The sequence below is a fragment of the Longispora urticae genome (genome assembly GCF_053902585.1).
Genome location: NZ_JAQZSH010000011.1, coordinates 254881 through 279370 on the forward strand (window position 1 = coordinate 254881; position 24490 = coordinate 279370).

Annotated in this window: 19 protein-coding genes, 1 tRNA gene and 1 pseudogene; 11 read left to right on the forward strand and 10 right to left on the reverse strand. The window is 70.0% G+C overall.

The genetic code is table 11. The features are described from left to right. Positions 1-26: 26 nt before the first annotated feature. Both tmk and PT931_RS06160 read left to right on the forward strand, forming a co-directional pair. The gene (tmk, locus tag PT931_RS06155) at positions 27-2003 is read left to right on the forward strand and encodes a dTMP kinase (protein ID WP_456244736.1); all 1977 of its coding nucleotides are present in this window, start codon (positions 27-29) and stop codon (positions 2001-2003) included. Then, positions 1996-3183 (forward strand): DNA polymerase III subunit delta', encoded by a 1188-nt coding sequence (locus tag PT931_RS06160; RefSeq protein WP_456244700.1) that lies wholly within the window; start codon positions 1996-1998, stop codon positions 3181-3183. Before tmk ends, PT931_RS06160 begins: the two co-directional genes overlap by 8 nt. Before the next feature lie 91 nt (positions 3184-3274). Here PT931_RS06160 and PT931_RS06165 read toward each other — a convergent pair whose 3' ends face one another. Together PT931_RS06165 and PT931_RS06170 are read right to left on the reverse strand one after the other, a co-directional pair. After that, entirely contained in the window at positions 3275-3769 is a 495-nt protein-coding gene (locus tag PT931_RS06165) for an MFS transporter (RefSeq protein ID WP_456244701.1), read from the reverse strand. 118 nt (positions 3770-3887) lie between these two features. Further along, a pseudogene (locus PT931_RS06170) lies at positions 3888-4604 on the reverse strand (MFS transporter); the annotation flags it as partial. A gap of 38 nt (positions 4605-4642) precedes the next feature. Here PT931_RS06170 and PT931_RS06175 point away from each other — a divergent pair. Further along, positions 4643-5248, forward strand: a complete 606-nt coding sequence (locus PT931_RS06175; protein ID WP_456244702.1) for a CGNR zinc finger domain-containing protein — start codon at positions 4643-4645, stop codon at positions 5246-5248. A gap of 57 nt (positions 5249-5305) precedes the next feature. Here the strand turns inward: PT931_RS06175 and PT931_RS06180 are convergent, their stop codons facing one another. Both PT931_RS06180 and PT931_RS06185 read right to left on the reverse strand, forming a co-directional pair. Then, entirely contained in the window at positions 5306-6871 is a 1566-nt protein-coding gene (locus PT931_RS06180) for an MDR family MFS transporter (RefSeq protein WP_456244703.1), read from the reverse strand. Positions 6872-6873: 2 nt separating this feature from the next. Beyond that, positions 6874-7329 (reverse strand): MarR family winged helix-turn-helix transcriptional regulator, encoded by a 456-nt coding sequence (locus PT931_RS06185; RefSeq protein WP_456244704.1) that lies wholly within the window; start codon positions 7327-7329, stop codon positions 6874-6876. Positions 7330-7475: 146 nt separating this feature from the next. Between PT931_RS06185 and PT931_RS06190 the strand changes: the two genes are divergently transcribed. Both PT931_RS06190 and PT931_RS06195 read left to right on the forward strand, forming a co-directional pair. Continuing rightward, entirely contained in the window at positions 7476-8801 is a 1326-nt protein-coding gene (locus tag PT931_RS06190; protein ID WP_456244705.1) for an MFS transporter, read from the forward strand. 137 nt (positions 8802-8938) lie between these two features. Further along, positions 8939-9763: a PSP1 domain-containing protein gene (locus tag PT931_RS06195; protein ID WP_456244706.1), complete on the forward strand. Its 825-nt coding sequence runs from the start codon at positions 8939-8941 to the stop codon at positions 9761-9763. An 84-nt stretch (positions 9764-9847) separates the two neighbouring features. Here the strand turns inward: PT931_RS06195 and PT931_RS06200 are convergent, their stop codons facing one another. Then, a complete protein-coding gene (locus tag PT931_RS06200; protein WP_456244707.1) occupies positions 9848-11920 on the reverse strand; it encodes a hypothetical protein in 2073 nt (690 codons plus the stop codon). A 173-nt stretch (positions 11921-12093) separates the two neighbouring features. After that, positions 12094-13803, reverse strand: a complete 1710-nt coding sequence (locus PT931_RS06205) for a metallophosphoesterase family protein (protein ID WP_456244708.1) — start codon at positions 13801-13803, stop codon at positions 12094-12096. Between the two features lie 175 nt (positions 13804-13978). Here PT931_RS06205 and PT931_RS06210 point away from each other — a divergent pair. From PT931_RS06210 to PT931_RS06220, 3 genes are all read left to right on the forward strand, one after another. Further along, positions 13979-14055, forward strand: a tRNA-Thr gene (locus PT931_RS06210). A 133-nt stretch (positions 14056-14188) separates the two neighbouring features. Continuing rightward, complete coding sequence (locus PT931_RS06215; RefSeq protein ID WP_456244709.1) at positions 14189-14812, forward strand: class I SAM-dependent methyltransferase; 624 nt, start codon at positions 14189-14191, stop codon at positions 14810-14812. Positions 14813-15056: 244 nt separating this feature from the next. Next, on the forward strand, positions 15057-15503 hold the full coding sequence (locus tag PT931_RS06220) for a hypothetical protein (protein ID WP_456244710.1): 447 nt from the start codon (positions 15057-15059) through the stop codon (positions 15501-15503). Positions 15504-15606: 103 nt separating this feature from the next. On the opposite strand, the gene PT931_RS06225 is transcribed toward PT931_RS06220, so the two are convergent. The 4 genes from PT931_RS06225 to PT931_RS06240 all read right to left on the reverse strand — a co-directional run bounded on the left by PT931_RS06225 (position 15607) and on the right by PT931_RS06240 (position 21575). Further along, on the reverse strand, positions 15607-16008 hold the full coding sequence (locus tag PT931_RS06225; RefSeq protein WP_456244711.1) for a hypothetical protein: 402 nt from the start codon (positions 16006-16008) through the stop codon (positions 15607-15609). A 526-nt stretch (positions 16009-16534) separates the two neighbouring features. Further along, positions 16535-17782 (reverse strand): helix-turn-helix domain-containing protein, encoded by a 1248-nt coding sequence (locus tag PT931_RS06230; protein ID WP_456244712.1) that lies wholly within the window; start codon positions 17780-17782, stop codon positions 16535-16537. 325 nt (positions 17783-18107) lie between these two features. Beyond that, entirely contained in the window at positions 18108-18311 is a 204-nt protein-coding gene (locus tag PT931_RS06235; protein WP_363725077.1) for a hypothetical protein, read from the reverse strand. Positions 18312-18530: 219 nt separating this feature from the next. Then, positions 18531-21575, reverse strand: a complete 3045-nt coding sequence (locus PT931_RS06240) for an AfsR/SARP family transcriptional regulator (protein ID WP_456244713.1) — start codon at positions 21573-21575, stop codon at positions 18531-18533. A gap of 457 nt (positions 21576-22032) precedes the next feature. Here PT931_RS06240 and PT931_RS06245 point away from each other — a divergent pair, with 457 nt between their 5' ends. From PT931_RS06245 to PT931_RS06255, 3 genes are all read left to right on the forward strand, one after another. Further along, positions 22033-22311: a hypothetical protein gene (locus tag PT931_RS06245; RefSeq protein ID WP_456244714.1), complete on the forward strand. Its 279-nt coding sequence runs from the start codon at positions 22033-22035 to the stop codon at positions 22309-22311. An 81-nt stretch (positions 22312-22392) separates the two neighbouring features. Next, positions 22393-23649 (forward strand): aspartate kinase, encoded by a 1257-nt coding sequence (locus PT931_RS06250; protein WP_456244715.1) that lies wholly within the window; start codon positions 22393-22395, stop codon positions 23647-23649. A gap of 12 nt (positions 23650-23661) precedes the next feature. Next, positions 23662-24489 (forward strand): 2-amino-3,7-dideoxy-D-threo-hept-6-ulosonate synthase, encoded by an 828-nt coding sequence (locus tag PT931_RS06255; RefSeq protein WP_456244716.1) that lies wholly within the window; start codon positions 23662-23664, stop codon positions 24487-24489. The last annotated feature ends 1 nt before the right edge of the window (position 24490 follow it).

Sequence of the window (24490 nt, forward strand, 5' to 3'; positions counted from 1 at the left end):
TGTCCAGCGGAGCGGACGTTCGCGCGATTCTGCGAATCCGGCCGTTCCGTCGTCTCTGGCTCGTCCTCAGCCTCTCCTCGTTCGGGGACTGGCTCGGGCTCATGGCCACCGCCATCTTCGCCACCGCCCAGGTCAGCTCCTCGGCGGCCAAGGGCGCGGCCTTCGGCGGCGTGATCGCCATCCGGCTGCTCCCGGCCCTCGTGCTCGGCCCGATCGCGGGCGTGTTCGCGGACCGCTTCGACCGCCGGTACACGATGGTGGTCTGCGATGTTCTGCGGTTCGTCCTGTTCGCCTCGATCCCGTTGGTCGGCACGCTCGCCGACAACGCCGCGGTCGCGATCAGCTGGGCCGCGATCGCCACGTTCCTGATCGAGTCGGTCGGCATGATCTGGGCCCCCGCCAAGGAGGCGGCCGTGCCCAACCTGCTGCCCAAGGGCAAGCTCGAACGGGCCAACCAGCTCAGCCTCGTCATGACCTACGGCGTCGCCCCGGTGTCCGCCGCGCTCACGATCATCGTGGTGTCATCGCTGCTCAAGGCCCAGACGAACACCTGGGCCTCCCCTTCGAACATCGCGCTGTACTTCAACGCGCTCACCTTCCTCGCCGCCGCCGTGACCGTGTTCTTCGGGATCAAGGAGATCAGCGGCCGCAGCGCCCGGCAGGCCAAGGGCGAGGGTGTGCTCACCCAGTTCCTCGACGGCTGGCGGTACGTGGGCCGCACCCCGCTCGTCCGGGGCCTCGTCTTCGGCATGCTCGGCGCGTTCGCCGGCGCGGGCGTGGTCATCGGCGCCGGCCCGTTCTACGCCGAGTCCCTGGGCGGCGGCGACGCCTCGTTCGGCATGCTGTTCGGCTCGCTGTTCATCGGCCTGGCCGTCGGGATCGCCCTCGGCCCCCGGATCATCGGCACCCTGTCCCGCAAGCGCTGGTTCGGCGCGAGCATCGTGATGGCCAGCTGCGCCGTCTTCCTGCTCGCCATCTCCCCGCACCTCACCGTGGCCGTGTTCGGCGCGCTGCTCGTCGGCTCCGGGGCCGGCATGGCCTTCCTCGCCGGCACCACGATGCTCGGCACCGAGATCGGCGACGAGGTCCGGGGCCGGGTCTTCGGCTTCATCTGGACCGCCGTCCGGGTCGTGCTCATGCTCAGCATCTCCCTGTCGGCCACCCTGGTCGGCTTCGGCGGCACCCGGCTCATCTTCGGCGTGCACATCTCCTTCACCCGGATCCTGCTCGCCGCCGCCGGCATCGTCGGCGCGCTCGCCGGCGTGATGGCCTTCCGCCAGATGGACGACCGGCGCGGGGTGCCCGTCCTCGGCGACATCTGGGGCGCGGTCACCCGCCGCCCGCTCAGCATCGGCGAACCCGATCCCGGCAAGGGCCTGTTCATCGTGTTCGAGGGCGGCGAGGGGGTCGGCAAGTCCACCCAGGTCGTCAAGCTCGCCGCCTGGCTGCGCCTCCGGGGCTCCGAACCCGTCGTCACCCGCGAGCCCGGGGCTACCGACATCGGCATGCGGATCCGGGGCCTGGTCCTCGACGGCAAGGACGACATCTCGCCGCGCGCCGAGGCCCTGCTGTACGCGGCCGACCGGGCCCAGCACGTCTCCGAGGTGCTCCGGCCCGCGCTCACCGAGGGCAAGGTCGTGATCAGCGACCGGTACGTGGACTCCTCGCTCGCGTACCAGGGCGCCGGCCGCACCATGGCCACCGACGAGATCAGCTGGCTGTCCACCTGGGCGACCGGGGCGCTCAAGCCCGACCTGACCATCCTGATCGACCTCGACCCGGCGGTCGGGCTGACCCGGGCCAAGGCGCGCAGCGGGGCCGACCGGATCGAGTCGGAGTCCCTGGCGTTCCACGAGCGGGTCCGGTACGCGTTCCTCGACCTCGCCGGGGCCGACGCGGCCAACTACCTGGTCATCGACGGCACCATGGACCCGGAGAAGATCGCGCTGGAGATCCGGGACCGGGTGGACACGCTCCTGGTCCGGGAAGCGGCCCATGTCTGACGTCTGGGCCGACCTGGCCGGGCAGGACGACGCCATCGTCACCCTGCGCCGCGCCGCGCTCGCCGCCGACGCCATCGTGCGCGGCGAGCAGGTGCCGGCCGGCGCGATGACCCACGCCTGGCTGTTCACCGGCCCGCCCGGCTCCGGCCGGTCCGTGGCCGCCCGCGCGTTCGCCGCCGCGCTCCAGTGCCCCGACGGCGGCTGCGGCACCTGCCCGGCCTGCCACACCGTGCTGGGCGGCACCCACGCCGACGTGCGGTTCGTGGTCCCCGAGGGCCTGTCGATCGCGGTCAGCGAGATGCGCGCCCTCGTGCTGCGCGCCGCCAGCTCCCCGACCGGTGGCCGCTGGCAGGTGCTCCTCGTCGAGGACGCCGACCGGCTCACCGAGGCCGCCGGCAACGCGCTGCTCAAGGCGATCGAGGAACCTCCACCCCGGACGGTCTTCCTGCTGTGTACGCCGTCCACGCACCCCGACGACATCTCCGTGACGATCCGCTCCCGGTGCCGGGTGGTCGCCCTGGGCACCCCGAACATCGAGTCCATCGCCCGGGTGCTCGTCGAACGCGACGGCATCGCCCCCGCCGACGCCCAGTGGGCCGCCGCGGCCGCCCAGGGCCACGTGGGCCGGGCCCGCAGGCTCGCCCGGGACCCGGAGGCCCGAGCCCGCCGCGAGCAGGTTCTCGGCCTGCCGCGCAAGCTCACCAACATCAGCGCGGCCTTCGACGCGGCCGCGATCCTGATCACCGCGTCCGAGGCCGAGGCCGCCGCGTCCGTCGCCGAGCTGTCGGTGAAGGAGAAGGCCGAGCTGGAGACGGCGCTGGGCGCGGGGGGTACGGGCAAGGGGTCCGGTGGGGCGGTCCGCGGCTCGGCCGGCATCCTCAAGGATCTCGAGCGCCGGCAGAAGTCCCGGGCCACCCGGGCCCAGCGGGACGCGCTCGACCGGGCGCTGATGGACCTCGCCGGCCTGTACCGCGACGTGCTCGCCCTGACGCTGAAGTCCCCGGCCCGGCCGATCCACGCGGACCGGGCGGAGATGGCGCGGGCCGCCGCCGAACGGTGGACGCCGGAGTCGACGCTGCGCCGGCTGGAGGCGGTGCTCGCGTGCCGGGAGGCGATCGACGCGAACGTCAAACCCCGGATCGCCGTCGAGTCGATGATGCTGTCCCTCTGGCAGGGCTGAGAGCCGGCCACCGGGTGGTCGGGTCGGCCGGCACCTCGTAGTCAAAAAATCGCCGTTGACCTGGCTCTTCGTCGTGGCGGCGCCACCCGGCTCAGGGGCGGGCCCGGACCTCCCGCTGTGGTTTACCGGCCGTCTCGGCGTCGCGGAGGGCCCGGGTGGTGACCCGGGAGGCGAGCGGGAGCGCGGCGAGCACGAGCCCGGCGGCCGCGACGGTGAAGGTTCCACGGATCCCCAGGCCGCGCCCGAGCAGGCCCCCGGCCAGGGCGCCGAACGGGACGACGCCCAGCACGACCAGGCGGTACGCGGCCGTGACCCGGCCGAGGAGTTCGTCGGGGACCGCCGCCTGGCGCAGGGTGCTGACGACGATCTGGTTCATCGCGGTGGCCACGGCGGCGCAGAACATGCCGGCCAGGGCGAGGGGCGTGTCGTGGCCCAGGCCGAGGAGGGCGTAGCTGGCGGCAGGGGCGAGGGCTGCGAGCCAGGTGGTGGGGCCGCCGCCGATCCGGGGTACGACGTGCTCGGCGAGCAGCGAGCCGGCGATCGCACCGGCGGCTGGGACGGCGATGAACAGGCCGTAGCCGGACATGGGCACCTGGTACGGGCCGGTTCAGGCCGTAGCCGGACATGGGCACCTGGTACGGGCCGGTGATCAGCAGGACGAGCAGTCCGCCGGTGGCCGCGCCGAAGAAGTTGATCGCCGCCGAGATGAACGCGACCCGGCGCAGCAGGTCGTGCCGCCAGAAGTGGGCCCAGCCGGAGCGGATGTCCCGGGTGACGCTGGTGCGGCGCTCCCGCTCCCCGCCGGTGGGGCGGAGCGCGGGCAGCAGCAGGGCCGCCGCGCCGGCGAGGGCGAACGCGGCCGCGCCGGTGTAGAAGGCCGCCGACGCCGCCAGCGCGAACAACGCGGCCCCGGCGGGCGGGCCGACGAACGTGTTGATGACGGACTGGGTGGCGAACAGCCGGCCGTTGGCGCGTTCGAGCCGCTCCCGGGGCAGGAGGCGGGGCGGAATGGTCAGGGCGGCGTTGTCGACCAGCGTCTCGGCGCACCCGGCCAGGAAGACCGCGGCGTAGAGCAGGGCGACGTGCCGCCAACCGTTCGCCAGGGCCACCGCGAGCAGCGCGAACCCGGCCGCGCGCAGCCAGTTGCCGGCGGTGAGGATCCGGCGCCGGTCCATCCGGTCGGCGAGCGCGCCGGCGGGGAGGGTCGCGACCAGCCAGGGCAGGAACTGCACCACCGTCATCCCCGCCACCGCGAGCGGGTCACGGGTCAGGGTGGCGACGAGCAGCGGCGCGGCGGCCTGGAGCAGCCCGTCGGCGAGGTTCGAGGACGCCTGGGACGCCCACAGCGCCGCGAACGCTCCGCGTGGGGCACGCATCCGGCCCCCTTTCTCATGGGTGATCGGCCGATAGCACATGAGCATGCCATGGGGTCACCTCACATGCAATAATTCATTCACCCATGAGAGGGGTACTCGTGAAGTTCGGCCACATCGCGGGCGACCGCATGCTCGACCTGGTGAACACCGTCGACTGGCGCCTGGGCGGGGACGACCGCGCGGAGAACCTGGGGACCTACTCCGACGTCCTCGACTGGTGCGTCGAGTCCGACCTGGTCGGCGCGGACGAGGCCGAGGTCCTGCGCGACCTCGCCGGCCGGGACGACGCCGGTGCCGAGCGGGAACGGCTCCAGGTCCTGGCGGCGCGCGAGTGGGTCTACGCGGCGCTCTTCGAGGACGACCCCGGGGCCGCCGCGCACCTCGCGGACCTGTACCGGGGGGCGATCGCGGCGGCCGACCTGGTCCGCACCGGCGACCGCTGGGCGTGGCGGGACCGGGAGGCCGACCTCCGCCTGCCCCGCGACCGGATCGTCCGCGGGCTGGTGGACCTCACCCGGCGCGAGGACCTCGACCGGCTGCACCAGTGCGAGGACGTCAAGTGCGGCTGGGTGTACCTGGACACGTCGCCGAGGCGGAACCGGCGCTGGTGCGACACGAAGGACTGCGGCGACCGGAACCGGGCCCGCGCCTACTACGCCCGGCAGAAGGCGAAGGCCGGCCCGGCCTGAGACAGCGAACCGCCCCCGCACCACCGTTGCGGTGATGTGGGGGCGGTTGGCGTGCTGCTACAGCGCGTTCGACTCCGCCAGGGCCTCCGCGGCCTCCGGGGTCGGCGCGCCCTTGAGCGTCTTGTCTGGCAGGAACAGCGAGACCACCACGGCCACCAGGGACACCGCCGCCGCGATCCAGAAGACCGTGTGCAGCGAGTTCACGAAGGAGTCCTGGATCGCGGTCTTGATCACGCCGGGCAGCTTCGCGATCTCCTGCGGCGAGGTCAGCAGGCTGGCGAAGTCCTTCGGCAGCGCGGCCCGCTGCTCCGCCGGCAGCTGGGCCACGGCCTTCGGCATCAGCTCGGCCATCCAGTCGGTGAGCTTCGTGGACAGCACCGCGCCGAGGATCGCCACCCCGAACGAGCCGCCCAGCGACCGGGAGAACGTCGAGGTGGAGGTCGCCACGCCCAGGTCCTTGGGGGCCACGGCGTTCTGCACCGCCAGGACCAGCGGCTGCATGCACAGGCCGAGCCCGATGCCGACGATCGCCATGTAGATCGCGGTCTGCCACAGCGGGGTGTTGACCTGGAGCTGGGTGAACAGGCCCAGCCCGGCGGTCATCGTGACCGTGCCGCCGACGACGAACCACTTGTACTTGCCGATCTTGCTGATCGCCTGACCCGCCACGATCGAGGTGAGGATGATGCCGGCCATCATGGGCAGCATCTGGAGCCCCGACTCGGTGGGGGTGTAGCCCTTGACGATCTGCAGGTACATCGGGATGTAGATGATGCCGCCGAACATGCCGACGCCGAGGACGAACGCGGCCAGGTTGGAGATCGAGAACGTCATCGTCCTGAACAGGCGCAACGGCAGGATCGGCTCACTGGCCCGGGTCTCTGCGTACAGGAACGCGGCGGCGAGTGCGGTCCCCGCGGCGAACAGGCCGATGATCGTCGCCGAGCCCCACGCGTACTCCTTGCCGCCCCAGGACGTGGCGAGCAGCAGCGCGACCACGCTGGCGACGAGCAGCCCCGCACCCAGGTAGTCGATCTTGTGGTCCTGGCGCTTGAACGGCACCCTGCGCAGCAGCCGGTCGATCATGAACAGGGCGAGCAGGCCGATCGGCAGGTTGATGTAGAAGATCCACCGCCAGTTGTGGTCGGCGAAGTAGCCGCCCAGCAGCGGGCCCGCGACGCTGGACAGGCCGAACACCGCGCCGAACAGGCCCTGGTAGCGGCCGCGCTCCCGGGGCGGGACGACGTCCGAGATGATCGTGAAGGCCAGCGTCATCAGGCCGCCGGCGCCCAGACCCTGGATCCCGCGGAACAGGATCAACTGGATCATGTTCTGGGACAGGCCGGCGAGCAGCGAACCGATCAGGAACGTGACGATCGCGAACAGCAGCAGCGGGCGGCGGCCGTACAGGTCGGAGATCTTGCCGTACAGCGGGGTCGAGGCGGTCGACGCCAGCAGGTACGCGGTCACCACCCACGAATAGTGGTTCAGTCCGCCGAGCTGGCCGACGATGGTGGGCAACGCCGTGCCGACGATCATCTGGTCGAGCGCCGCGAGCAGCATGCCGAGCATGAGCCCGGACATCAGCGTCCAGATCTGTTTCGGGCTGAGTTGTACGTTCACTGTCACTGTTCCTCCACGGCGCAACGCGCGGCCATCGCTTGGTTCAACTGCGTGAACAGCCGGGCGAACTCGGCCCGTTCGGTCTCGTTCCAGTCGCTGAGCATCGAGGAGATCTCGCCCCGCCACCTGTTCCGGTTGTGCTCCAGCACCGCGTGGCCCTGCTCGCTGACCCGGACCAGGCTGGCCCGACCGTCGGCAGGGTCGGCGTCCCGCTCGATCATCCCGGCGGCCTCCAACGCGGCGACCTGGCGGCTGATCGTCGACAGGTTGAGCTGCGCGAGACCCGCCAGGGCGGTGAGCCGGAGCGGGCCGTCGGTGTCGATCATGCCGAGCAGGATGTACGCGGGCCGTTCCAGTCCGTCGTCCTGCGGCTTGATCAACTGGAAGAGGGCCTGGGACCTGCGGAAGAACAGTCCGATCTGACCGAGGATCTCGTCAGAGGGATTGGGGGGCTTCATGCAACTCCTCCGCGCACGCCGAAACACTTGCTCCCCGAAAGCATCCATCATGCGGAACGCCCGTGTCCCGAAACCCCTTCATCTTGTGACCAGTCGCACCCGGAAATCGGTCGACCGGTCCGTGACCGGGGAGAATGCTGGGGCCCGTGAGTATCAGACGCTGGGTCCCGGACCTGAGCCCCCTCCGCGACTTCCGCGACTTCCGGCTCGTGTTCAGCGCCCGGAGCGTGACCTTCCTCGGCGCGATGATCACGCACGTGACGGTCCCGTACCAGCTGTACGAGATCACCCACGACGTGTTCGCCGTCGGGCTGATGGGGCTGTGTGAGCTGGTACCCCTCCTGTTCATGGCCTTCGTGGGCGGCGCGCTCGCCGACTACGTCGACCGGCGCAAACTCGTCCTCTACAGCGAGCTGGCCTTCGCCGTCCTGGTCGGCGTCCTGCTGCTCAACTCGCTGTCCGGCGCACCCCAGCTCTGGGTGCTCTACGTGTTCGCCGGGCTCACAGCGGGCGTCGCCGGCATCCAGCGCCCCGCCCTCGACTCGATCATCCCCCGGCTGGTCACCCCCGAGAAGCTGCCCGCCGCGATCTCCCTGAAGTCCACCGCGACGACGGCCGCGATGCTCGCCGGGCCGGCCGTCGCGGGCCTGCTGATCGCGTCGGTCCCCATCCCCTGGGTGTACGCGGTCGACCTCGCCACCTACGCGTTCTCCCTGGTCTGCCTGCTCCTGGTGCGTGCGGTCGCCCCGCCCGAGGCCGCCGAACGTCCGAGCCTGCGCACCGTGGTGACCGGCCTGCGGTACGCGCGGAGCCGCCAGGAGCTGATGGGCACGTACCTGATCGACATGAACGCCATGTTCTTCGGCATGCCCACCGCCCTCTTCCCGGCCCTGGCCCTCAAACTCGGCGGCCCCGGCGTCCTCGGCCTGCTCTACTCTGCCCCCGCCCTGGGCGCGCTCGTCGCCTCCCTGACCTCCCGCTGGGCCGAACGGATCCACCGGCACGGCCTCGCGGTCGCGCTCGCGGCGGCCGGCTGGGGGCTGGCGATCATCGGCTTCGGGCTGTCCGAGGCGCTCTGGCTGGCCCTGTTGTTCCTGGCCCTGGCCGGCTGGGCCGACATGGTCTCCGGCCTGTTCCGGAGCACCATGTGGGGCCAGACCATCCCCGACCGGCTGCGCGGACGGCTCGCCGGCATCGAGGTGATCTCGTACTCCTCGGGGCCCACCCTCGGGCAGGTCGAGTCCGGGATCGCGGCGAAGCTGGTCGGGGTGACCGGCTCGGTGGTGACCGGCGGGGTGCTGTGCGTCGTCGGCACGGTCGCGATCTCCGCGCTGCTGCCGCGGTTCATCTCCTACGACAACCGGGAGGGGATCGCGGTGCGCGAGGCGGAGGAGGCGGCGCTGCTGCTGGAGGCCGGCTCGCTGCCGCTGGACGCGGACAAGCCTGCGGCGCCGGTACCCGAATCACAGTGAGATCCGTGTACACGACGCCGCAGGCCCCTGCACCCCCCGCAGGTCTTCGAACCATCTCGGTTCTGCAATATTTTTAGCATTTCGGGCAAACCTGGGGGGCAAAACGGGAGTTTTTCCTCCCCGATAGAGTTTTCCGCATGGGCATGCTGTGCGCCGTCAGCTTCAACCGGTACGGACGGCTCTATTACCTCGACCCCGGCGACCTCACCCCCCAGGTCGGGGACAAGGTTCTCGTCCCCACCGACGACGGCGCGGCGGTCGCCGAGTGCGTCTGGGCGGCCCAGTGGGTCACCGAGGAGACCGACGGATTCCCCAAGCTGGTCGGGCTGGCCGGCGAGGAGGACCTGACCCGCGACGCGTACATCCGCAAGCGCAAGGCCGAGGCCAAGGTCGCCGCCAAGAAGCTGATCCGGGCCCACGACCTGCCCATGAAGATCGTCGGCGTCGACCACGTCCCCGGCGGCGACGTCGACCGCAGCACCGTCTACTTCACCGCCCCGCAGCGCGTCGACTTCCGCGGCCTGGTCCGCGACCTCGGCGCCACCCTCAAGTGCCGGGTCGAACTGCGCCAGCTCTCCGCCCGCGACTCCGCCCGGATCCAGGGCGGCATCGGCTCCTGCGGCCGCGACCTGTGCTGCGCCACGTTCCTCACCGACTTCGAGCCGGTCACCATCAGGATGGCCAAGGACCAGGACCTGCCGCTGAACCCGCTGCGGATCTCGGGGGCGTGCGGCCGGCTGATGTGCTGCCTGAAGTACGAGCACCCGCTGTACCAGCAGTTCCAGGCCACCGCGCCCGCCGTCGGGTCCCGGGTGACCACCGATGACGGGGACGGCCGGGTGGTCGCGCACAACGTGCCGAGCGACTCGGTGGTGGTGCGGATGGACTCGGACGGGTCGCGGGCGTCGTGTAGCCGGGCTTCGGTGTGTGGGCCGCGGCGGGCCTACGAGAGCCTCGACTAGATCCGGCGGCTTCGGGCGGTGCCCGAACGAAACAGCCGGGGAAGCCCCTGGTTCGGGGCTCCCCCGGCTGGCGGGACGTATGCGCTATCCGGCGGCGAGCACCGGCGGCAGCCTGTCGGCGGACTGGGCCGGGGACACCCGCCCCGGTACGGCCGACCGCGACCGCACGCCTGCCCGGTCGTCAGCGGCGAGGGCCTTGTACCAGGGGATCTCGAAGGTCCCGTTCACGTCTACGAGCAGGTGCGACCGCCCGACGTGGTGGTACACGTTGAACCTGTTTCCCACGCCGATCTCGGTGATCGTGGCGACCGCGACGGTCTGTCCGGCGGCCGGGTTGAGGTTGCTGGCGGTCGGCCGCGGCGGGTTGCCGTTGAAAGCCGGCCACAGGGTCAGGAACGTCGACTCGGTCGAGCCCACCGCCGTGACGTTCGCCGACAGGGCGATGGTGTCGTCACCGGCGACCGAGGGCGGCGCCTGGATCGTCGTGGTCGACAGCGGGCCGAGCTGCCCCGCGCCGAGACCGTCGCGGGTGTCGGTGATCCGGACCGGCTGCACCGGGTTGAACCGCAGACCCTGCTCCAGGTTCCCGTCCACGTAGATGCCGACGATGTCGACGATCATGTGGGTGTCGGAGCCCAGGTGGTTGTAGATCGTCACCGACTTGTCCTGCGAGCACGTCGGGCTGGCCGTGCACCAGGTCGCCGGCACGATCGCCATGTTCGGCACGGTGCGGTGCGGCGCGAAGTTCAGCGTGGACGTCTGCGGACGCCCTGAGGCGCCGGACCAGGCGGTGAAGAAGCCCGGGCCGGTCGGGTCGACGGCCGTGATGCTCAACGCCAGGGCGGTGATGTGCTCCGTCAGGCCGGTGTAGGCGACCGGGACGGTGACCTGGTAGCCGCCCGGCACCGGGCGCCGGAAGTCCTCCCGCGAGTCCAGCAGCCGCTCGACCTTCACCGGGATGTACTCACTGCCCAGGCCCTTGGTGTTGAGCACCTCGTTGGACCCGGCGTAGTAGCCGACCACGTCGACCAGGACGTGCGCCTGGCCCTCGTGCTGGTAGAGGGAGATCTGCCCGTCGGCGCCGACCGGCACGGTGACGGAGTTGGCCCCGGTCCAGCCGGCAGCGAAGTTCAGGCTGGAGACCAGGGGCCGCGCGATGCCCTTCGGATACACCGTGATGTAGCTCGGCGCCGACGGATCCACGACCGTGAGGTTCGCGACCACCGCCGACACCCCGCCGGCCGGCAGGCCCGCCCGGCCCGTGACCTGCAGGTTGTGCACCGAGTACGGCCCGTACGTGCCACCGCCGTTGCGGGTGTCCAGGATCCGGGTCGGGCTCACCGCGTAGTAGGTGCCCCTGGCCGGCACGAAACCCTCACCCTGCAGGCCGACCACGATCCGCCCGCCAGGGGCGTCGTTCGTCAGCTCGACAGCGGCGACGGCAGGCCCCTTGGCCTTCGGCTTGAACGCGACCTCGACGAAGCAGGTCTGGCCGTACCCGAGGTCACGGCCCTTGCAGTCGTCGGCCGTGATCCGGAAACTCGCCTCCTGCGCCCCGGTCACCGCCGACGCGCCGAAGTGGGTCGCCTGCGGGCCCTGACCGGTCACGGTGATCCGCTGAGCCTCCGCGACCTGGCCGATCTCGACACTGCCCGAGGTCAGGTTGCTGGTGGGGGTCGACGTCAACCGGTAGCCGACGGTCGAGTTCCACCGCACCTCGCCCGCCATGCCGTTGCAGTCGAAGGTGTACGACGCCGCGAAGGCGCTGATCGCGTCGTTCGGGCCATCGAACTTGACCTCGTGGACGGTCAGCGTGCCGGCGTTGTCCTGTCCACAGCCGTAGTGGTTGAGTAAGACGTCCATGCTGGCCAGGGTGTCGTCGCCGATCCGGCGGGTCTCGTAGGTCCCGACGTGGAACGTCTGACCGGTCGGCGGTGTGAGGTAGACGGACGTCCCGCTGACGGTGGCGGACTGCACCGTCACGCTGCGCCCCGCGGTGACGGTGATGTCACTGTTCGCGAAGGCGTTGCGGCCGGCGTGGTCGATACTCAGGAAGTTGTACGGAGCCGTGGGCGGCGCGGCGAGCGCCGGACCGGCCGTGAGCAGCATGCCGGCACTGATCCCAGCGACGGCGATGATTGTGCGTAGAGTACGCAAGAAATTCCCCGTGATAAATAGAACTGCAAGATTCGCAGCACGTTAGCGGGATCCGGGAGCGCCGAGCAACCCCTTACCAGGTACAAGGCGCTGGCCTTTGGTCTCGGATCCAGGGTCCCGCCACGGCGGACAAATCTGCGGAGAGTCCGCCCGCCGGTTCCCCGCTGACGGCCTCAGGACAGGACGATCGGTGACTCGATCAGGTGGGGGACCAGGGGATCCGTGGGGGCGAGGAGGCTGGGGCCGGGGCCCGTGTTCGCCTGCCAGCTGCGGCCCGAGCGCTCCAGGCCGATCGGGTAGATCGTCAACGAGCCGTCCTTCGCGAACCGCATCCGCAGGAACGACTTCGAGTCGATGATGCCCTGCCCCGCGAACAGCTCGTTGCGGTTCACGCCCCACCGGTCGGCGACCAGCAGATACAGCGCCACGATCTGCACACCCAACACCGAGACCACCGGTAGGTACAGCAGCGTGGACGCCGAGGCCCAGGGCGGTTCGAGGTGTACGAACGGCAGCCGGTTCCAGACATACATCCCGGCGACCGCCAGCCCCAGATGCGCCAGCCCGTGCGCGAACCCCGCGAACCAGTGCCGTTTCCGGATCACCCGGGCCTCCAACGTGGAGAACCCGACCGTCGCCGCGAAAGCGACCGCCACCATCCCCACCACCGGCAACGTCAGGATCCGGGGCCGCGAGGACACGAACGCGAGGAGTACCAGCGTGTGCAGCAGCCCGATCAGCAGCGCGAACGTCGGGTTCTGCCACGGCATCCGCCAGAACACGCCCCAGCCGTAGCGCTTCGAGTCCGCCTGGCTCGGGTACGTCGCCCGCAACGGGTGCACCGCCGCCCCCGCGACCACCGGCACCGCGATGCCCTTCGGCAACCCGTGCGTCCCCGCCAGGTACGCCCCGCCGCCGCCACACGTGATGAACCCGTCCCCGTACCGCGCGTAGTGGTGCGCGTCCCCGGACAGGTGCAGCTTCACCGTGACGTCGTGCTCCCCGATGATCTTCTTGATGAAGTACTTGATCGTGTCGTACTCGCTCGGCTTCTCCTCCGTGTACACCCACGACGGCGCCGGCGACGCGATGATCACCTTGTCGCCCGGCTTCAGCTCCTTCGCCGCCGCCCGGAAATAGTCCATCTGCGGCTCGTCGAGATACGCGTCGAACTGCTCGTCGATCGCGTACAGCCACCAGCCGTGCGGCAGCTTCAGCGCGAAATAGCTCCGGCTCTGCGGACTGCGCCAACCGCCGAAGTGTCTCCCCTTGCCGAAGAGGCGGAGGAAGGCGGTCAGGCCGTCGTACCAGTCGTGGTTGCCCGGGAGGGCGTAGAGGGCCGGGGCGCGGAGGTCGGCGCCGTCGTCGTCGGAGTCGGGGAAGGCTGTGGTGTAGGGGCCCTCGCAGCGTTCGCGGTAGGCGATGGCGGAGCCTACGGGGTAGACCTGGTCGCCGCCCATGACGAGGACCTGGCCTCGGGGGAGGAACAACGGGTCCGGGGGCTCGGCTCCGGTGGCTCCGGGCGGCGCGGCGGACATCGTGCCGGGCTGGGGCACTGCCCCGGGGCCGGGCATGGCCATGGAGTCGGTGCCCAGCACGCTCGGCCCGGGGCGCGGCGGCGCGGGATGCAGCCCGGGCTGGGCGAGCAGATACGCGACCGAGTACGTCGAGTTGAACCCGTCGCCGACATCCGCGACATAGTCCAGCCACAGCTCGTCGCTGTCATGCCGGAACGTCGGCTGCTCGAACATCGCCTGCAGCTCACGTTTGTCCAGGTACGCCCCGAAACGTTGCGCGAGCATCACGCGCAGGGCCGTCCCCGCCAGTTGTCCCGGCGCGAACCAGGCGACGGGCTTCTTCCGGATTGGTTCCGTGGTGTCCATCGCTGAGCACCTTAGCGACTCCGATCTTGTGTCGGATAGATGCCTGTCATGGACCTGTCAGAGCGAATGTCCGCTGGTGGGGGTGGTGGTGTGGGGTGGTCCGGGGGTGGTTCGCGGGAACGAGGCGGTTCGCGTATGCTGGTCCGGCGTGAGTGCCCGCACTCGCGTGTTGTGTGCCGCCTTAGCTCAGCTGGCCAGAGCAACGCACTCGTAATGCGTAGGTCTCGGGTTCGAATCCCGAAGGCGGCTCCAGCTCAGGACCCTGATCATCGATCAGGGTCCTTTTGCGTGGCGGCCAGGCTCGACGGCTGGACTCGTTCTACGCGGAATATCGGCCTCTACTTCGGGCACCACGGCAGGCTTCATGATCGATTAGAGTCGCTGGGTGCATTCCATCACCCATCGCGTTCAGTCGATCTATGACCGCGTCGCCGGGGAGTACGCCGCAGTCAGGGCCGTCGCGCCGCCGCCGATCGCGGCGATGATGGACGACGTCGCCGCAGCCGGCGGAGCCGACGGCCTGCTGCTCGACCACGGTTGCGGCGCCGGCCGGGACCTGGCCGCCTGGCATGCCCGAGGCGCTCGCGCGGTCGGGGTGGACATCTCGGCGGGGATGCTGGCTCAGGCCGCACGGCGTTCGGCGGGGTCGCTCCTGTGTGCGGACCTGCTCCATCTGCCGTTCACTGCCGAGACCTTCACCGCGGTGTGGTCGGTGGCCGTCATGCAGCATCTGCCCAGAACCCTGATCGAGCCCGCGCTGGTGGAGGTCGCGCGGGTCCTGCTGCCCGGCGGTGTCCTCGCGTTGGTTGTCTGCGCAGGCGCAGGCGAAGGCTGGGAGACCGACGGCGACCACACTCAGTTCATTGCCCGGTACGCGCCAGAGGAGGTCGCGACTCTGTTGGAACGCTGCGGCTTCCGCCTCAGCTGGCAGGCCCTCGGTCGCGGTGGCTGGCTGCGGCAGCTGGCGATACGACATGACGCCGACCCAGGCGCCGCCCAAAGAACATGAGCCTTGAGGTGATGACATGGCCCCTCGCTGGGTGTCTAAGGCGAGGACGCTTCGGGTGTACTCGGCCTTGCGGACAGCGGTTGGCCAGGAAGAAGGCAACCGGCACGTTCGGTCTTCCGGTGTCAGAAAGGCGCCCGAAGGCGGCGCCGAAGGTTGTCGCTCCGTAGCGTTGTCCGCTCTGCGGTCGAACGGGGGTTGACTGCCACGAATCATTCGAGGGAGTTCGTTGGTGTCAACTGGGGTCATGGCGACTGTGCTTCCGCTCATCGGAGTTGCGCTCGGTTCAGCAGGCACTCTGGTCGGTCAGTTCCTGGCTACGCGTGAGACCAAGAAGCAGGCCCGGGCCAACGCTGCCGCAGCGCTTCGGGCTGAACGCAAGGAAGCGATTCTGGCTTTCCTCGACATCGTCCAGCGGGTGGAACGCGTCGCTGAGCGTCGGTATCAGAACGACAATAGATTCGTGGAAGGCTCGCCGGATCTCACACATGAGATGTGGTATCGACAGAAATGCATCGATATCGTGGGTAGTCGTGAGCTTCGAGGCCCAGCCTATGAGTTGGCGGATCGTCTGATGAAGGCCACCTACGGCAAGATGCCCAAAGGCGTCGAAGTGTGGCCCTACATCGGGGAAAAGAGAGACCCGTTTCTCAAGGCGGCTAGGACCGAGTTGGGTGTATCCAACCTCGCCTGACGGGTTATGGCTCTGAAGCGCGAGGCAGATCCAGAGAGGCGGCTTCACCCGAGGTCCGCGACCGACCATCAACGTCGCCGGGTGAAGCCACCGGTTGCCGAACTTAGCCGGGGTGTAGCTCCCAGCGGTCGATCTCACCGTCGTAGTCGGTCAGGACGAGCGAGTGCCGCAGTATGTAGGCGCGGCCGTGGAGGAGGGTCACCCCGCCGCCGCCGTCCTCGGTGGGCATGTGGCCGGTGATGTGTCCGTGCCGGTCGACGAGGTGGTGCAGGGTCGTCGCCAGCTCCGCCGGCCCGGTTACCCGCCAGACCGCGCCCTGGGATTCGAGCCGGTAGTTCTGGCCCGGGATGAGCCACGCCGCGATGGGCGACGGGTCGTCTGCCCGGGCGAGGCACACCCCGATCAGCGCACACCTCCCGAGGGCGTGTCGGTCCTGGCCGGTGGTGTCGAGGATCCCGAGCGGTGCCGGCAGAATCTCGCCCGGCGTGCTGTGGGAGTGGGACATGACGTTCCTTTCGTGGGAGCCCGAGGGCCGCCGGCTGGAAACGACGGCCCTCGGGTGACTGACCCGGCCGGGCGACGGGTGACCGCCACGCCACCCGGCCGGGGGTCTACGGCCGTTCGGGGGAGTGGTGAGACCAGATCTGGCCGTGCACCACACAGGTGACCTCGTCAAAAGGGCGGCGTCGCCAGCGGAGTCAACCGGTCCGGATCCACCGGGACGTCGGTCGGCAGGTCATCGGAATGTGCCGAGGGGCAGTGGACGCCAACCGCGGGTATACGGCGGCGGAAACTCGCCAGGCAGTGCGAGTCGAGCGGAACGGTGCACAGTGGGCCTCCTCCAGGCTGGTATGGAGGGGCGCGGCGATACCCGCCGCGCCGACGGCCCGACCTCCTCGGAGCGGGCCGCCGAGACACCTACGGCGAGCGACGGGTGTCCCGCCCAACAGCCGTAGGTGTTTCCGCAGTCACGCTAAGACGCGACGAACGGGATCCCGGGTACACCAAGTGCCGAGGTACGCCATGTACCCCTAATCGAGGACGATTGCGACCTTGCCGGCGAGGGCCACGGCGGACGCGCGCAGGTACGCGGGTGCTGTCTCGACGGCCCGGCGGACCATGTCCCTGCCGACCGGGCTGAAGGACACCACCTCGGCGGAGACGTGCGCGGCTTGGCTGAGCAGGTGCAGCACGCCCTCCCGGGAGCCTTCCAGATCCGCGAGGCGGGCGAGTTCCAGCAAGTGGCGGGCGCGGTGCTCAGTGGAGTGGATGGTCGCCGGGTCCAGGGCCTCGGCGTGCCTGGTCGCCGACGTGGTGTCGCCGAGTTCGACCGCGCACATCACGCCGTACACCTCGGTGCGGACCGTGCCGACCTTCGTCCACGGGTGCGCGTAGCCCTTCGGGAGCATCGTCGTGACGATCCGGTGCGCCTTGCCCCATTCGGCCCAGGCGGCCTGGTCGCCGGCCCTGGCCCGGGTCAACGCCCCGCACAGGTGCAGATCGGCCAACATCGCGACGGACTCGGTATGCGACGCGACGTGCCCTGGGGCGTCGCTGCGCGGACCAGCCTCGACCAGGGGCTGGATCAGGTCGAGGGCTTCGCGGAGTCGGGCGACCGCCTCGTCGGAGCGGCCGGTGGCCCGAAGGAGGTGCGCCGAGTACCAGACCGAGCCGGCGATGGTCACCGGATCGTCCGTCTCGAGTGCGGCTGACATTGCCCGGTCGGCCGAGAGCCATACGAGTTCCCGGTCGCCGTGCCAGGCCAGGTACGCCTGGGCCTGGTGGTAGGCCTGCGCGAGCAGTGTGAGGACCTGTCGGCGTTCCTGGCCGGCGTGCAGGCGGGCCGCGAGTTGGAGTTGCTCCAACAGGTCCGGCAGGATCTCGCCGACCTCGGTCCGCTGGGACTGGGAGGTGTGCCAGAGGTTCCACGCCGCGTCGACCATCGCGCGCAGGTACTCCACGGACTGGGGTTCGCCGGAGATGGTGAGGGACCAGTTCGTCAGCGCGCGTCGCACGGCCGGGATGCTCGGGTGGGTCAGGCGCCCGGTCATCGGCAGGTGGCCGACCTGGGGGCCGAGGAGTTCCGCGAGGTCGTCGATGCGCAGGGCGGGAGCGAGCTTCTGCGCCGCGCTGAGAGTCAGCGACCGTTTGCCGTTCTCGATGAACTTGACGGTCGTCACCGACAGGCCGGACTGGGCGGCGAGATCCGACTGGGACAGTCCGCGGGCCTTGCGGTGGGCGCGGACCCGGTCGCCGGGGCTGATCGATGACGATGACATGGCGGCCTCCCATGGGTACACGTGTACCCCATGCTACGCGCGCAGCCCTGTTCGACAAAGGACAGACCGCGTCCGCGACGACGAGCGTGTGTTCGGAGCCTTACCGGATCGAAGGCTTTTCATTCATCCCATGAACCCCCCTCCCGGGTTATTGTCATGCGACTGCGAAAGTCCCGACCCCCATTCATCTTGGCTGTGCCGCGTTCGTACCCAATGGAATGAATTGGATTGATCGGTGGGCAAAACAAAAGCGGCCGTAACGGTGACTTCTCACCAGTTACGGACCGCCGCTGCTGTTCTCTTCGAACTCCCCCAGATCCGGAGATCAGCCGGACGGCTGTGTATTCGGGTTGGTCGGGCAACCAGGGAGGCGCGGGTTGTTCTTACAAGCGATCACGTCGGGCTGCGGGAAGCCGTCCGCCTCGACGTTCGCGCTGGTGGAGCGCGGGTTGTGGGTGAGTGCTTCCAGCCCGAGGAGGGCGGTGAGGAAGCCCGCGACGAGCACGATCAGGAACAGGCGCTTACGCATGCCCTGGTCCCCTTTCCAAGAAGGCCATTTACCGACGCCAATGACAATCGCGGGTCGTGATACCAAGCGGGTCCCTTACCGATACTTCCACTGGGTAAGAGCTAGTCAGGTCCGCCGGGGGCGTGCGTGCGGGGGGCTTTCACTTCGAGACTAGGGCGCGATCAAGGCTGGAAACTGTCGCATCCCTGTCTGCACATTGACCGAAAAGGCGATATGCCTTTACGTGGGCCGAACAGTGTCCATGATGGTGTTGAGAGTATCCGGGGCGGGAATTCCCATGGCGTCGTAGTGGTCCGCTGCGGTGCGGGCGTGCAGGGCCGCCTCGTCGGGCCGGTCGAGGTTGCGGCAGGCGAGCGCGAGGCCGTCGAGGGCCTTGGCGATCTCCAGGCGGGCGTCGATCTCGCGGGCCATGTCGAAGGCCTGCTGGTGGCGCTTCAGGGCCTGGACGTGTTCGCCCCGGTCCCGGTGTACCGCGCCGAGGATGTTCTCCACCATGGCGCCGATCGCCGGCCGGCGCAGCGCCCAGAGCAGTTCGAGAGCCTGGCGGCCGCAGTCCTCCGCGCGGTCCAGGGCGCCCTGGCGGCGGTGGAACTCCGCGTAGTGGGCGAGGATGATCGCCCGGCGGCCGGGTGCGCCGATGTCCTTGGCCATCACCATCGTGCGGTCGAGCAGCCGGAAGGCCGTGGGCAGGTCGCCCAGGCCGGCGTGGCCGAGGGCCTCGTTCATCAGGCCGGTGAGTTCGACGATCTGGCTGCCGAGTTCGCGTTCGATGGTGACGCCGCGTTGGGCGGTGGCGATGGCCTCGTCGTTGCGGCCGATGGTGGCCAGCACGTAGCTGAGGCCGATCAGGGCGGAGGCCTCGTCGCGGCGGTCACCGCAGAGCTGGTGGATCTCCAGGGCGCGTTCGTAGCAGCGCATCGCCTCGGTGAACTGGCCGAGTTCGCCGTAGTAGGAGCCCATTCGGTTCAGGCCGGCGCCCTCGCCGGACAGGTCGCCGATCTTCGTGGCGAGGACGTGGCTCTGGCTGGCGTAGTCCACGGCCTCGCGGAGTCGGCCGACGTGCCAGTAGGGCAGGGACAGGTTGAGCAGGCTGCGGCGTTCGGCGTCGTGGTCGCCCAGCCGGCGGGCGGCCTCCACGGCGGTGTGCAGCATGGCCATCTCGTCGTGGATGTGGCCGCGCCAGAGCAGGTAGAAGCTCAGGTCGCGGGGCAGGTGGCATGCGTGCTGGTCCATGCCGAGCCGGTCGGCCCGGCGGACCGCCGCGATCAGGTTGGCCCGTTCGGCGTCGAACCAGGTGAGGCTGGCCGTGAAGTCGCTGACCGCCGGGGCCGTGGCGGGGGGATAGGTCAGGCCCAGCTCGATCTGGGAGCGGCCCGGCTGGAGCAGGTCGGCGGCGCGGTGGGCGGTGTGCAGGTAGTAGTCGAGGAGCCGGTGCACGGCGTGCCGGCGTTCGGTGTCGGACTCCTCGGCCTGGACGGTGATCTGCGCGTACCGCCGGACCAGGTCGTGGAAGGTGTACCGGTCGAGCACCCGTTGGGTGAGCAGGTGCGCGTCGAGCAGGTCCTCCAACTGTGCCTCGACCGCAGCCGCGGGCAGGTCGGCCAGCGCCGCCGCCGCGTACAGGTCGAAGTCGGTGCCCGTGTGCAGGCCGAGCAGCCGGAAGAGCCGCCGGTGGTCGGGGCCGAGGAACCGGTAGGACAGCGAGATGGCCGAGGCCACGCTGCGGTCGCCGATGACGAGCTCGCCGAGTTGGCGGTCCTCGGCGCGCAGTCGTTCGAGGAGGTAGTTGACCGTCCACTGCGGGCGGTTCTGGCAGCGGGCGGCGGCGATCCGCAGGGCGAGGGGCAGCCGGCCGCACACCTCGATCAGGTCGGCGGCGGCGTCGTGTTCGCCCGGGGCCAGGTCGCGGCCGAGCACCCGGGTGAACAGGGCGAGCGACTCGGCCTGGGACAGCACGTCCACGGACAGCGGGGTCGCGCCGTCGAGGCCGGCGAGGCGGGCGCGGCTGGTCACGAGGACCATGCAGCCGGGGGTACCGGGGAGCAGCGGCCGGATCTGCGCGTACTCCGCGGCGTTGTCCAGCACGACGACGAGCCGGCGGCCGGCCACCTGGACCCGCCAGCGCGCGGCCCGGCCCTCCAGGTCGTCGGGCAGCTGGTCGCCGGGGACGCCCATCGCGCGCAGCATCACCTCCAGCGCCTCGCAGGGCTCCAGAGGCTCGCGGCCGGGGGTGAAGCCGTGCAGGTCGATGAAGACCTGGCCGTCCGGGTACTGCTCGGCGGCCCGGTGCGCCACGTGCACGGCGAGCGCGGTCTTGCCGACCCCGGGCATGCCGTCGATGACGAACAGGGACAGCCCCGCCTCGGCGGCCCCGGCGAGCAGCCGGTCGACCTCCTCGCCCCGGCCGGTGAAGTCGGGGACGTCGTACGGCAGGGAGTTGGGGCGGACCACGGGCGGCGCGTCGACGGCGGCGGCGGGGGCCGGTTGTGCGGGCGGGTCGAGGTCGGAGCTGTTGCGGAGGATGCGCTCGTGCAGCTTGACGAGTTCGGTGCCGGGGTCGATGCCCAGCTCCTCGGCGAGCAGGTGCCGGGTCTCCTCGTACAGGTGCAGGGCGTCTGCCTGGCGGCCCGACCGGTACAGCGCGAGCATCAGGTGGCCGCGCAGGGCCTCGCGGAGCGGGTGCTCGCTGAGCAGGGCGCGGAGTTCGCTGACGAGTTCGCGGGCCTCGCCCATCGCGAGCCGCAGGTCCATCAGGTGTTCGGTGGCGGCGAGCCGGCGTTCCTCGAGGACGGCCGCCGCCGACATGATCGCGGCGCTGTCGAGGCCGCTGAGCGCCTTGCCGCGCCACAGGTCGAGCGCGGCCTGGAGCTGGACGACGGTGTTGTGCGGCAGGCCCGCCGCGTCCGCCTCCCGCGCCCGGGTGAGTCGCACCTCGAACAGCCGGAGGTCGAGTTGTTCGACGTCGACGTCGATCCGGTAGCCGGGGCCGTCGGTGGAGATCAGTTCGGAGCCCGTCCCGAGGCGGCGCCGGAGGTCGGCGACCATCTTGCGGACCTGGTGCGAGGCGGTGGGCGGCGGATCGTCCTCCCAGGCGGCCTCGACGAGCCGGGGGAGCGGGACGACCTGGTTGGCGGCCAGCAGGAGCATGCCGAGCACGCGTTCCTGCCGGACCCCGCCGACGGCCAGCCGCGCTCCGTCCGACCACACCTCGAGCGGACCCAAGATCCGGAAGGTGAGGCCAGTCCCCGCGTCGGCCTGTGTCACCTGCCCACTATAGGACCGTGTTACGAGGACTGTGTAACCGAATGAAGCATCGAAATCTATAACGCTCTGCCCAAATCGCTCGGCCGCCCACTTGTCCTTGTTCGCCGGTCAGCTTGTCCTGTCTGGATCATGACTCTTCCGATTCGCCCGTAAAGGTCGGACAGTTTGGGGGGAATCTCGGACCGGACACCGGATTTCGAAACGCATTTCGTGGTACTAGATCCCGCAGTCCCGATTTGTACAGGTGCGGATTTCGACCCGAGCCGGAAACAGAAAACACACCGAACAGTTACCGAAGCGCGCCCGCGGCGAGTGGTAACCATTCGGAATCCATTTAGGAAGCCCGACCCGCACGCTGGCCCGTAACAGGAGCGGTCTCGATGGGGGAGCCGCCCGGGGTGCCGATATTCGGCGAGGGGAAAACAAAGACATGACTGACATTACGCCTGAATGCCAGATGGCTCCGATCATCGACGGGTACGAGAGCGCCGAGTGGGCCGGTCACGGCCTCGTCAGGGTCCCGCTGGAGCCGGTTTCCGGTGCCACGGAGGGATCCGAGGACATGGTGCTCATCTTTCCCGGCGCCAGGGCCAAGGGCCTCAAGTACGTCGTCGCCCGCTCGTGGGCCCCGAAGGACATGGTTCTCGCCGGTGCGGACGAGGCCTGGGAAATGTCCTGGGACACCGAGTGGATGGCCGGTGCCGACGCTGTCGAGGACGCGCGTTTCGTCCTCTAGGGATCGCGCGAACAAGTGATGTAGCGGCCCGCCGGGGACAGCGAGACTTCGATACGACAACGGAAAGGAGTGGTTGTTCCGATGGACATCGTGGTGCAGAAGTTCGGCGGTAGTTCTCTCGCGAGTGTCGAACGGATCTGGCGGGTCGCGAATTACGCGGCGGAAACTCATCGGTCAGGTCGGGCCACTGTCGTCGTGGTGTCGGCACGCGGCGATTCCACCGACGAACTCCTCGCATTGGCGGGCGAGTTCGGCGGCGAGGACTTCTCGGACCGGACCACCCGGGAGATCGACCAGCTCCTCGTCACCGGGGAGGTCGTCTCGTCCGCCCTGACCGCGATGGCGATCGAACGGCTGGGCGTGCCGGCCGTGTCCCTGACCGGGGCGCAGGCCGGCATCGAGGTCGCCGGCAAGTACGGCGGCGGCGTCATCTCCAGCATCGACCCGAAGCGGATCCTCGCCCTGCTGGAGGCCGGCAACGTCGTGGTCGTCAGCGGCTTCCAGGGCACCAACGCCGAGGGCGACATGGTCACCCTCGGCCGGGGCGGCTCGGACACCACGGCCGTCGCGCTGGCCGCGGCGCTCGACGCGAGCCGGTGCCTGATCTACACGGACGTGGACGGCGTGTACACCGCCGACCCGCGGCTCGTGCCCACCGCGCGCCCCATGCCCGAGGTCGACGTCCGGCTGATGGCGGAGATGGCCTTCGCCGGGGCCCGGGTGCTGCACTCCCGCGCGGTGGAGCTCGCCGCCATGCGGGGCATGGAGCTGCAGGTTCTCAGTTCGTTCGCGCCGGGGGCGGGCACCCGGGTCTTTGAGGGGAGCAACGACGCGATGCTGGAGAGCGACGGCGCCGTGGTGGCCGTGACCCACGACTTCGATGTCGCGCGGGTACTGGTCCGGGCGCGCAGGGACCTCGCGGCGGACATCCTGTCGGCCCTGGGCTCGCGGTCGATCCCCGTGGACCTGGTGGCCCGGTCCGGCCCGTCCGAGGACGAGTTCCGGATGGGCTTCACGGCCCGGCTCGGCGACATCCCGGAGGTGCTCGCCGTGCTCGGCGACGCCTTCCCGGAGGACGAGGGCCAGGTCCGGGTCGACCGCGACGTGGCCAAGATCTCGCTGGTCGGCATGGGCCTGCTGAACCGGCCGGAGTACGCGGCCCGGATGATCTCGACGCTCGCCGCCGAGGGCATCTACACCAGCTGGATCTCCACGTCGCAGTTGCGCGTCTCGGCGGTCATCGAGCGCGGACACGGAGCCCACGCGGTGGCCGTACTGCACCGCGAATTCGACCTGGAGACCGCCGCAGTGGTGGCCGACTCGATGACGGCAGCCTGAGGAGGAATGAACATGTTCGCCAATCAATCATTCGGGAGGCAGACCCGACTGGGCAGGTTGTTTCGCCATCCTGGTCAACGTCTACTTGTCGTTCCGCTGGATCACTCCGTCACCGATGGACCCATCGGGTTGGACATCGACGGGCTCGTCGGACAGCTCGCCACGAACGGAGCCGACGCGGTCGTCCTGCACAAGGGCGTCCTGAGGCACGTGAGTCCGCACTGGTTCGCGCACACGGCGCTGATCGTGCACCTGAGCGCGAGTACGGTGCACGCGCCGAACCCGAACTCGAAGTACCTGGTCGCCAGTGTCGAGGAGTCGCTGCGGCTGGGCGCGGACGCGGTCAGTGTGCACGTCAACATCGGCTCGGAGGACGAGCGCGAGCAGATCGCGGACCTGGCGCTGGTCGCCGACGCCTGCGACCGGTGGAACGTGCCCCTGCTGGTGATGATCTACCCGCGCGGCCCGAAGATCACCAACCCGAACGACCCCGCCCTGGTCGCGCACGCGGTCACGGTCGCCGCCGACCTCGGCGCGGACGTCGTCAAGACGCTCTACGTCGGCTCCGAGGCCGAGATGCGCGACGTGGTCCGGGGCGCGTCCGTCCCGGTGATCGTGGCCGGCGGTCCGCGCCGGGACGAGCCTGCGGACGTGCTCGCGTACGTGGCGGAGACGCTGCGCGGCGGGGCCTCGGGCGTGGCGATGGGCCGCAACATCTTCCTGGCCACCGACCCGGGGGCCATGACCCGGCAGCTGGCGGACCTCATCCATGGCGAGATTCCCGGCGAGACCGTGCTGGACGCGCGACACACCGGCCGCATCAGCGTGCTGGCTAGCTGAC

Bases quoted from the DNA above. Each gene is read 5' to 3' on its own strand.
- PT931_RS06225 (WP_456244711.1), bottom strand. From the start codon at position 16,008: ATGTCCCACTCCCACAGCACGCCGGGCGAGATTCTGCCGGCACCGCTC.
- PT931_RS06230 (WP_456244712.1), bottom strand. From the start codon at position 17,782: ATGTCATCGTCATCGATCAGCCCCGGCGACCGGGTCCGCGCCCACCGC.
- PT931_RS06250 (WP_456244715.1), top strand. From the start codon at position 22,393: ATGGACATCGTGGTGCAGAAGTTCGGCGGTAGTTCTCTCGCGAGTGTC.
- PT931_RS06195 (WP_456244706.1), top strand. From the start codon at position 8,939: ATGGGCATGCTGTGCGCCGTCAGCTTCAACCGGTACGGACGGCTCTAT.
- PT931_RS06235 (WP_363725077.1), bottom strand. From the start codon at position 18,311: ATGCGTAAGCGCCTGTTCCTGATCGTGCTCGTCGCGGGCTTCCTCACC.
- PT931_RS06205 (WP_456244708.1), bottom strand. From the start codon at position 13,803: ATGGACACCACGGAACCAATCCGGAAGAAGCCCGTCGCCTGGTTCGCG.
- PT931_RS06245 (WP_456244714.1), top strand. From the start codon at position 22,033: ATGGCTCCGATCATCGACGGGTACGAGAGCGCCGAGTGGGCCGGTCAC.
- PT931_RS06185 (WP_456244704.1), bottom strand. From the start codon at position 7,329: ATGAAGCCCCCCAATCCCTCTGACGAGATCCTCGGTCAGATCGGACTG.
- PT931_RS06160 (WP_456244700.1), top strand. From the start codon at position 1,996: ATGTCTGACGTCTGGGCCGACCTGGCCGGGCAGGACGACGCCATCGTC.
- PT931_RS06255 (WP_456244716.1), top strand. From the start codon at position 23,662: ATGTTCGCCAATCAATCATTCGGGAGGCAGACCCGACTGGGCAGGTTG.
- PT931_RS06165 (WP_456244701.1), bottom strand. From the start codon at position 3,769: ATGTCCGGCTACGGCCTGTTCATCGCCGTCCCAGCCGCCGGTGCGATC.
- PT931_RS06220 (WP_456244710.1), top strand. From the start codon at position 15,057: ATGGCGACTGTGCTTCCGCTCATCGGAGTTGCGCTCGGTTCAGCAGGC.
- PT931_RS06175 (WP_456244702.1), top strand. From the start codon at position 4,643: ATGAGAGGGGTACTCGTGAAGTTCGGCCACATCGCGGGCGACCGCATG.